Source organism: Micromonospora sp. ATLC20 (assembly GCF_057196585.1).
On sequence record NZ_JBXUOV010000225.1, the window covers coordinates 1 to 8,056 of the forward strand.

General features: G+C 76.9%; 3 protein-coding genes. All 3 read left to right on the top strand.

All coding sequences use genetic code 11. The features are described from left to right. Positions 1-2,317, top strand: a 2,317-nt coding sequence (locus AC2CHG_RS28160; RefSeq protein ID WP_484525935.1) for a lantibiotic dehydratase, incomplete at its 5' end; no start/stop codon positions are given. Beyond that, positions 2,314-4,617 carry a lantibiotic dehydratase gene (locus AC2CHG_RS28165; protein WP_484525936.1) on the top strand — a complete coding sequence of 768 codons (2,304 nt, stop codon included), beginning with the start codon at positions 2,314-2,316 and terminating at the stop codon, positions 4,615-4,617. The genes AC2CHG_RS28160 and AC2CHG_RS28165, both read left to right, overlap by 4 nt. Then, positions 4,614-8,056 (top strand): amino acid adenylation domain-containing protein (locus AC2CHG_RS28170; RefSeq protein ID WP_484525937.1); only part of this gene is annotated, 3,443 nt, incomplete at its 3' end. The genes AC2CHG_RS28165 and AC2CHG_RS28170, both read left to right, overlap by 4 nt.

The window sequence follows — 8,056 nt, forward strand, 5'->3', positions numbered from 1 at the left end:
CGCCGGCGCCGCGCACCGGGTTCCGCTCGGCGACACCGGCTGGTCGGTGTGGCGCGACGCGGTGCTGCGGACCACCGGTTTCCCGGCCGACGGGCTGGATCTGTTCGCCGCGCCCCGGGCCGCCGCCGCGGCCGACGAGCTGCTGACCACCGGCGCCGGTGAGGACCGGTTCTCGAAGGAGTTCGAGGAGGCGCTGCGCGCCGGCGCGCAGCGGTTCAGCGAGCTGGCCGCCGACCCGCTGCTGCGCGAGGCGGTCACCTGGCAGAACCGGGGCGCCCTCGTCGCGTTCGACGGGCTGGTGCGCGGCGGCGCCGACGCGGCCCGCAACGTGCGCCGACGCGACCGGGAACGGGCGCTGCTGAAGTACTGGCAGCGCTACTGCGGCAAGAACGAGACCGTCGGCTTCTTCGGCCCCAGCTGCTGGGTCACAGTCGATCCCGCGCAGCCGGAGGTTGCCCGAGTCAACCCCGGCGACAGCCTGACCCGGCGGCGCTGGGTGTGGTTCGAGTCGTGGGCGCTGTCCGCGTACGCCGAACGGATCGGCGCGGACCTGGCGGTGCGCCGGTGGTGGCCGCCCATGCTGCGGGCCCACCTGGCGGTTCGGGACCGCGACGTGCTGCGGCCCGGCAGGCCGGCGCTGACGCTGACCCCGGTGGAGGCCGCGCTGCTGCGCGCGGCCGACGGCCGGCGCGCCGCCGCCGACCTGGTCACCGACCCGGCGATCGGGCTGCGCCGCCCGGAGGACGGCTACGCGCTGCTCGACCGGCTGGTCGAGCGGGAACTGATCACCTGGGACGCGGCCCTGCCGGTGAGCCCGGACGCCGAGCGGGTGCTGGCCGACCGGATCGACGCGATCGGCGACGAGCCGGCCCGCGCCGCCGCACGCGCCGGGTTCGACCGGCTGCGTGCCGCCCGCGACGACGTCGCCGCCGCGGCCGGTGACGCGGACCGGCTGCGGACCGCCCTGGACGCGCTCGACGCCACGTTCACCGAGCTGACCGGTGTGCCCGCGGTACGCCGGGCCGGGCAGATGTACGCCGGCCGCACGGTCTGCTACGAGGACAGCGCCCGCGACCTCGACGTGGTCTTCGGCGCGCCGCTGCTGTCCGAACTGGCCGCCCCGCTGGACGTGCTGCTGCGCGCCGCCCGCTGGCTGGCCAACGCGCTCGCCCGCGCCTACCTGGACGTGCTGCGCGGCCTGTACGAGGAGCTGCGCGCCGAGTCCGGCGCCCCGGTGCCGCTGGCCGACCTGTGGTTCCTGGCCCAGGGGATGTTCTGGGGTGACGGGGAACGACCGGTCGACGCGGTGGCGGCGGACTTCGCCGCCCGCTGGGCCGGACTGTTCGGCCTGGACACGCTGCCCGCCGGCACCACCGACGTACGGCTACGCGCGGCCGACCTCGCCGGCCGGATCGACGCGGTGTTCCCCGGCGACGGGCCCGAGTGGTCGAACGCCGCCATGCACAGCCCCGACCTGCAGATCTGCGCCACCGACGCGGAAGCGCTGCGGCGCGGCGACTACACGGTGGTGCTCGGCGAACTGCACGCCGCCTGGTCGTCGTTCGACTGCGCGGTGTTCACCCCGTCGCACCCGGACGTGGAGCGGCTGCGCGACGCGCTCGCGGTGGACATGGGGCAGCGGCGGGTCCGGCTGCTGTTCCCGGCCGACTGGCCGCGGCGGACCAGCCGTACCGCCGAGTCGCTGACCGGCCCGGCCGACCGGCACCTGGCGTTCCTCGACGCGCCGGGCGCCGACCCGGCACGCGTGCTGCCCACCGTCGACCTGGTCGTCGACGAGGTGGACGGCGAACTGGTCGCCACCGCCTCGGACGGTCAGCGCTGGCCGCTCGTCGAGATCTTCGCCGAGCCGCTCAGCGCGCACGCCGTGGACGGGTTCAAGCTGGTCGCCGCCGCGCCGTACACGCCCCGGATCACCGTGGACCGGCTGGTGCTGGCCCGCCAGACGTGGCGGACCACAGTGGGCGAGAGCGGCCTCGCGGTCCCGAACGGCGAGCGGGACCGGTTCCTCGCCGTCCGGGACTGGCGCCGCCGCCTCGGTCTGCCCGAGCAGGTGTACGTCAAGTTCGGCACCGAGACCAAGCCGTGCTTCGTGGACCTGTCCGCGCCGGCGTTCGCCACCACGCTGTGCGCGATGGTGCGCGCCGCCCGGGTCGACGGCGGCGACGACGTGTCGTTCACGGTCAGCGAGATGCTGCCCGCGCCGGAGCAGGCGTGGGTGCCGGACGGGGCGGGCCGCCGCTACTTCAGCGAGCTGCGCCTGCACATCACCGACGCCGGGCGGGAGGACCACCGGTGAGCCACCTGCTGCCCCTGGGCGACACCGGCTGGTCGGTGTGGCGGGACGTGGTGCTGCGTACCGCCGGGTTCCCGGCCGCCGGGCTGGACCGGTTCGCCGCGCCGGACTGCGCCGCCGCCGCGGACGCGCTGCTCGCCGGCGACACCGGCCTCGAGGTGTTCGGCAAGGCGCTGGCCGAGGCGTTCGCCGAGTCCTCCGCGGTGGCCGGTGAGCTGGCCGCCGACCCGCTGCTGCGCGAGGCGGTGACCTGGCAGAACCCGGACATGCTGATCGCGCTGGACGGGCTGCTGCGCACCGACCCGCAGGTGCGCAACGTGCGCCGCCGCAAGCGCGAGCTGAGCCTGCTGCGCTACTGGCAGCGCTACTGCGGCAAGGCCGAGACCATCGGCTTCTTCGGCCCGGTCTGCTGGGGCACGTTCGAGACCTCCCTCCGCGGGGTGCACACCGTGCCCGGCGACGCGCTGGTGCACCGGCGTCGGGTGTACTTCGAGGCGTGGGCGCTCATCGCGTACGCCGACCGGCTCGCCGACGACCTCGCGGTGCGGCGCTGGTGGGCGCCCGCCCTGCAGCCGCACCTGACCGTCGTCGGGCGGGAACTGCGCTGGCCGCTGCACCCGCCGATCGCGCTGACCCCGGTCGAGGCGCTGGTGCTCGGCGCCTGCGACGGGCGGACGCCCGCTGTGGAACTGGCGCAGCGGCTGTGCGACGCCGGTGAGGTGCACGGCGCCGACGACGTCTACCTGCTGCTCGACCGCTGGGTCGAGCGCGGCCGGCTCAGCTGGGGCGCGAACCTGCCGATCGCACCGGACGCCGAGCGGGTGCTCGAAGCGCGGATCGCCGCGATCGGCGACGAGCCGGTCCGCGCCGCCACGGCGGCCGAGTTCGGCCGGCTGCGCGCCGCCCGCGACGAGGTGGCCGCCGCGGCCGGCGACCCGGACCGGCTCGGCGCCGCGCTCGCCGCGCTCAACGCCGGGTTCACCGCCGTCACCGGGCGCCCGGCCACCCGGCACAGCGGGCAGATGTACGCCGCCCGCACCGTCTGCTACGAGGAGACCGCCCGCGACCTGGAGTTCCGGATCGGGTCGGCGGTCATCGACGCGCTCGCCGAGCCGATGGCGGTGGTGCTGCGTACCGCCCGCTGGTTCACAGGCGAGGTGGCCGCCCGCTGCGGCGAGCTCTTCACCGAGCTGCACGAGGAACTGGCCGCCGACGGCCCGGTGGGGCTGGCCGACCTGTGGCTGCTGGCCCAGGGCACGCTCGTCGCCCCGGACGGCCCGATCGGCCGGGCCGGCGCCACGCTCACCGCGCGCTGGGCCGAGCTGTTCGGCCTGGCCGACCTGCCGGAGGGGCAGGCGGAGCTGCGGCTGCGCGCCGCGGACCTGACCGAGCGGGCCCGGGAGCTGTTCCCGGCGGCGCGGCCCGGCTGGCCGTCGGCCCGGCTGCACAACCCCGACGTGCAGCTCAGCGCCGCCTCGCCGGAGGCCGTCGAACGCGGCGACTTCCTGCTGGTGCTCGGCGAGCTGCACCCCGCCTCGGTGGCGTTCGACAGCGCGGTGCTCAGCCCGTTCCACCCGGACCCGGCCGCGCTGCGCGCCGACCTCGACACCGACCTGGGCCCGGTCCGGCTGCGGGTGCTCTGGCCGGACAGCTTCCCCCGCCGCACCACCCGGACCACGTACGCGCTGACCGGCCCGGCGGACCGCCAGCTCGGCATCGACACCGCGCACGGCGCCGACGTGGACCGCCTGGTCCCGGCCACCGCAGTGGTGGTCGAGCGGACCGGCGACCAGCTCACCGCGGTCTTCCCCGACGGCGCCCGCTGGCCGCTGATGGAGGTGTTCGCCACGCTGCTCGGCTCGCTGCTGCTCGATGCGTTCAAGCTGCTCGGCGCCGCCGCGTACACGCCCCGCATCACCATCGACCGGCTGGTCGTGGCCCGGCGTACCTGGCGCACCACGGCCGGGGCGTGCGGGCTGGGCGGCCACGCCGACGAGACCGCCCGCTACCTGGCGGTACGCCGCTGGCGCGCCGAGACCGGTCTGCCCGAGCGGGTGTTCGTCAAGGTCGGCACCGAGATCAAGCCCTGCTACGTGGACCTGACCGGCCCGCTGTACGCGCAGTCGCTGTGCGCGATGGTCGACGCCGCGCTGCGCACCGGCCCGGACGTGCCGGTGGTGGTCTCCGAACTGCTGCCCGCACCCACCGAGGCGTGGGTGCCCGACGCCCGGGGCCGCGGTTACGTCAGCGAACTGCGCCTCCAGATCACCGACCCGGCCGAGCACCTTGGAGCACTCCGGTGACCGACACCCTGACCGTCAGCGCCGTCCACGGCCCGGACCTGCCGTGGCCGGACGCCACCCTGGCCGACCTGATCACCGCGCAGGCGGCCCGCACCCCGGACGCGGTGGCGGTGCGCCAGTGGGACACCCGGCTCACCTACCGGCAGCTCGTCGACCGGGCCGCCGGGGTGGCCGCCGCGCTGCGTGAGCACGGCGTCGGCCGGGGCGACCGGGTCGGCGTGTGCGGCGCGCGTACCCCCGACCTGGTGGTGACAGTGGTCGGCGTGCTGCTCGCCGGCGCCGCGTACGTGCCGCTGGAGCCGGGCGGCCCCCGGGCCCGGCTGCGCGGGATCGCCCGCGACGCGGGCGTCCGCGTGGTGGTCGGCGACGCGGCGGCGGCCGAGTTCGGCGACGAACCCGGCGTGACGGGGCTCGGCCTGCCCGGCCCGGCCCCGCTCGCGCCCTGCCCCGCCCGCCCCGGCGACCCGGCGTACGTGCTCTTCACCTCCGGCTCCACCGGCCGCCCGAAGGGCGTGCTGACCACCCACCGCAACGCGGTCGAGTTCGTCACCGGAGTGAGCGCGCTGACCGGCGCCGACGCCTCGGTCCGCAGCCTCGGCATCGCCTCGCTCGGCTTCGACGCGGCCACGATGGACCTGTTCGTGCCGCTCACGCTCGGCGGCGCGGTGCAGCTGCTCGGCGCCGACGACCGGGCCGACCCGGTACGGCTGGCCCGGTTCGTCGCCGCGCACGAGGTCACCTGGGGCTTCATCACCCCGACCGTGCTGGCGCTGCTGGACCCGGCCGGGTTCCCGTCGTGGCGGGTGCTGCTCTGCGGCGGCGAGGCGGTCCCGGCCGAACTGGTCGCCCGCTGGGCGCCGGGCCGGCGGTTCCTCAACGGCTACGGCCCGACCGAGACCACGGTGCTGGCGGTCGCCTGCGACCTGACCCCGGCCGACACCGACCCGATGCCGATCGGCCGGCCGCTGCCCAACCACCGGGCGTACGTGGTCGACGCCGACCTGCGTCCGGTGCCGGCGGGGGAGACCGGCGAGCTGCTGATCGGCGGGCCCGGCCTGGCCGACGGGTACCTGAACCGGCCCGGCCTGACCGCCGAGCGGTTCGTGCCCGACCCGTTCGGCGAGGCACCCGGCGAGCGGCTCTACCGCACCGGCGACCTGGTCCGGCAGGGCCCGGACGGCCGGATCGTCTACCTCGGCCGCGCCGACCGGCAGGTGAAGGTGCGCGGCCAGCGCATCGAGCTGGGCGAGATCGAGGCGGTGCTGGCCGCCTGCCCGGGCGTCGAGCGTGTCGCGGTGGAGGCGGTGCCCGGCCCGGCCGGCGCCGAGCTGGTCGCGTTCCTCACCCCGGCCGGCGCACCGGACGACGACGAGCTGCGGGCGTACGCGACGACGCGGCTGACCACCGCGATGCTTCCGGCCCGGACGGTGCGGCTGGACGCGCTGCCGGTCAGCGCGACCACCGGCAAGCTGGACCGGCCGGCGCTGCGCGAACTGGCCGCGGCCGCCCCGGCCGCCGTGGCCGACGCGTCCGCCGACGACGACCCGGTGACGGCGGCGGTCCGGCGTGCCTGGACCCGGCTGCTCGGCGCCGTGCCCGCCCCGGACAGCGACTTCCTCGCCGCCGGCGGCAACTCCATCGCCGCGATGCGGCTGGTCGCGGCGCTGCGCGCGGAACTGGGCCGGCAGGTGGACACGCGGGTGCTGTTCGCCGACCGCACGTTCGCCGCGCTCGTCGACCGGGTCCGCGCCGCCGACCCCGCCGACCCCGCCGACGCCGACGGGCTCACCACCGGCAACCCGCCGACGCTGTCGCCGCCGCAGCGGCGGCTGTGGTTCATGGATCAGCTCGCGCCGTCCAGCGCGCCGTACAACATCGCCGTCGCGCACCGGCTGCGCGGGCCGCTGGACGTCACCGCGCTCGGCGCCGCGCTGCGGGCCGTCGCGGAACGGCACGACGTGCTGCGCTGGCGCATACCGCAGAACGGCGGCGTGCCGTACGCGGTCCGCGAGGAACCCACCGACGTGGCGGTGCCGGTGGTCGACCTGACCGGCGCCGCCGACCCGGACGCCGAACTGGCCGGCATGCTCGCGGCCGGCGCCGGGCACGCGTTCGACCTGGCCACCGGGCCGCCCTGGCAGGTGACCGTGTACCGGCTCGCCGCCGAGGAGCACGTGCTCGCGGTCACCGTGCACCACGCGGTCTTCGACGGCTGGTCGGAGGCGCTGCTCTACGACGAGCTGGCGCTCGCGTACGCCCGCGCGCTCGGCCGGTCGGTGCCGGGCCGTCCGCCGCTGCCGGCCACGTACGCCGACTACGCGGTGTGGCGCGCCGACCGGGACCGGCGCCGGGGCGAGACCGACCTGGCCTGGTGGGCCGCGCACCTGGCCGGCGCGCCCACGGTGCTGGACCTGCCCCGCGACCGTCCCCGCCCGGCCGTGCAGACGTACGCCGGCGCGGAGGCCGCGGTCCGGCTGGACGAGACCGCCGACCGGGCCGTGCGGGACCTGGCCGCCCGGCGCGGCACCACTGTCGCGGCGGTGCTGCTTGCCGCGTTCGGCGAACTGCTGCGGCGGGTCACCGGCGGCGACGAGCACGTGCTCGGCGCGATCGTCGCGGACCGGCGGCTGGCCGCGTTCGACGAGGTGATCGGGTTCTTCATCGACACCGTGCCGGTGCGGGTCCGCTCCGGCGGCGCGAGCTTCGCCGAGCAGGTCGACCGGGCCGCCGCCGAACTGCACGAGGTCACCGCCCACCCGGGCGCGCCACTGGAACGCATCGTCGAGGCGCTCGGCGTGGGCCGGGACACCTCCCGCGCCCCGCTGGTGCAGGTGCTGTTCAACGTGCTCAACTTCGTCGCGCCGCGGCTGACGCTGACCGGCCTTGCCGTCGAGCCGGTGTCGGTGCCGAAGCCGGGGTCACCGTTCGACCTGACCGTCTACGTGGTGGAGCGCGACGGCCGGGCCGGCGTCGAGGTGGTGCACAACCCGGACCTGTTCACCGGCGACCGGATCGACGCGCTCCTGACCGACCTGGCCGCCCTGGTCGGCGCGCTCGCCGCCGACCCGGACGCCCCGGCCGCCGAGGTCGCGCCCGAGCTGCCCCGCCCGGCGGTACGGGTCGCGGCGCTCGGCGCGATGAGCGTCGCCACCGCCGAACCGGCCCGCGCGCCGCTGCCCGCCGGGTCGGACGCGCTCACCGCGACCGAGGAGCTGATCGCCGGGATCTGGCGGGACGTGCTCGGCCGCGACGCGGTCGGCGTGAGCGACAACTTCTTCGACATCGGCGGCCACTCGATGGCCCTGGCCGCCGTGCACGCCCGCCTCACCGAGGCCACCGGCCGCTCGATCACCATGCTCGACCTGTTCCGCCACCCGACCGTGCGGGCGCTCGCCGCCAGCCTCGACGGGGCCGCCGACCGGCCGGAACTGGCCCGCGC